We start from the raw sequence: 1,549 nt of genomic DNA, 5'->3' as shown, positions 1-1,549 counted from the left end.
ACCTGCGCCCACCCGGCGCATCGGCTCATATTGCGTTGGCATGGCCTGCGATCCGCCCGCCACCTGCCGGCCATAGATTTTGGCGTCCGCCAGCGTCGGCACGATCTCGATCGCGGCCCAAGAGGCGTCCAGTTCCTCGGCAATCACCATCGGCAGGCTGGTGCGGATGCCCTGGCCCACCTCCGGATTGCTGGCCATGATGCGGATGCGGCCCGACGCAGGGATCACCACCCAGGCGTTCAGTTGGCCGGGTTCTGCCGCCTCGGCCGGCTGCGGCGACAGCCCAAGATACAGCCCCCCGCCCAGCGCCGCGCTGGCAAACAGGAAATTGCGGCGGCTGAGCTGGATGGTCATCTGGGCCTCACGCGGTCAATTGGCTGGTGTCGAACGGCAAGGCCCGCAGGCGCTTGCCCGTCGCCTGAAAAATCGCGGCGGCCAGCGCTGGGGCCAGGCTGGGATAGGCCGGTTCACCCATGCCGGTGGTGTGGAAATCCGTTGGCAGGAATGCCACTTCCACCGCCGGGGCCATATCCATGCGGGCGAGGTGGAAATCACCGAAATTCTTCTGTTCCACCGCGCCGCCATCAAAGGTGATGCGCTGGCCCAACGCTGCGCCCAGTGCATCGATCACGCTGCCCTGCACCTGATTTTCCGCACCCGAAAGATTGACGATCTGGCGGCCGACATCGGCGGCGACCCACACTTTGTGCACCTTCACACTGCCATCATTGCCCACGCTGGCTTCCACCACATTGGCGAAATAGCCCAGATGGCTGAAGTGGAAGGCAATGCCCAATCCGCTGCGTGACCCCAGCTTCCGGCCCCACCCGGCCATGGCCGCCGCCTTGTCGAGCACGCCGCGCATACGCCCGGTGTGATAGGGGGTGCCAGTGCCACCTTCGCCGGTTTCGCCGCTGAATTCCTCCACCATCGGCACGGCGCGGCCGGGGCCCAGCAGCGCCTGACGATATTCCAGCCCATCGCGCCCGGCGGCATGCGCGCATTCCTCGATCAGGCCCTGCGTCACAAAGGCAAAGGCATTGTTGATCGGCGCCCGCAGCCAGCCCAGCGGCGAAGCCAGCGGCAGCACGGTCACATCAGCGCGATAATGTTTCACCACGCCCGCCGGGAACAACGATGCATCGATGGTGGCCGGTGGGTCCAGCTTGCCGTCGCGGCCAAAGCTGATGAAATGATCGTGCCAGGCGATGATGTCGCCCTTGGCGTCCAGCCCGGCTTCCAATTTGTGCCAGCCGCCGGGGCGCAGCCAGTCGTGAGCGAAATCCTGGGCGCGGTCCCAGGTCAGCTTTACCGGCACGCCGGCGGCCTTGGCGATCACGGCCGCTTCCACGGCGAAATCATTCATCAGGCGCCGGCCAAAACCACCGCCCGAACGCATCATGTGGATGGTGACATCGGCCACCTTCAGGCCCAGCGCCAGCGCCACCATGCGGCGCGCGTCTTCCGGGGTTTGGGTTGAAAGCCACAGCTCGCACTTGTCGCCCTGCACATGGGCAGTGGCGTTGATCGGTTCCAGCGCGGCGTGGGC

At 66.0% G+C, this 1,549-nt stretch carries 2 protein-coding genes; both read right to left on the bottom strand.

Annotation, left to right across the window (positions count from 1 at the left end; all coding sequences use genetic code 11):
* Nucleotides 1-354: molybdopterin cofactor-binding domain-containing protein (locus tag RMO81_RS11400; protein WP_310475999.1), on the bottom strand; the 354-nt coding region annotated here is incomplete at its 3' end.
* A gap of 7 nt (nucleotides 355-361) precedes the next feature.
* Nucleotides 362-1,549, bottom strand: a 1,188-nt coding sequence (locus RMO81_RS11395; protein ID WP_310475998.1) for a molybdopterin cofactor-binding domain-containing protein, incomplete at its 5' end; no start/stop codon positions are given.

This window comes from Sandarakinorhabdus sp. (assembly GCF_031422795.1).
Taxonomy (GTDB): Bacteria; Pseudomonadota; Alphaproteobacteria; order Sphingomonadales; family Sphingomonadaceae; genus Sandarakinorhabdus.
Note: the sequence above shows the minus strand (reverse complement) of the source record. Positions and strands in the feature narration are given on the sequence as shown.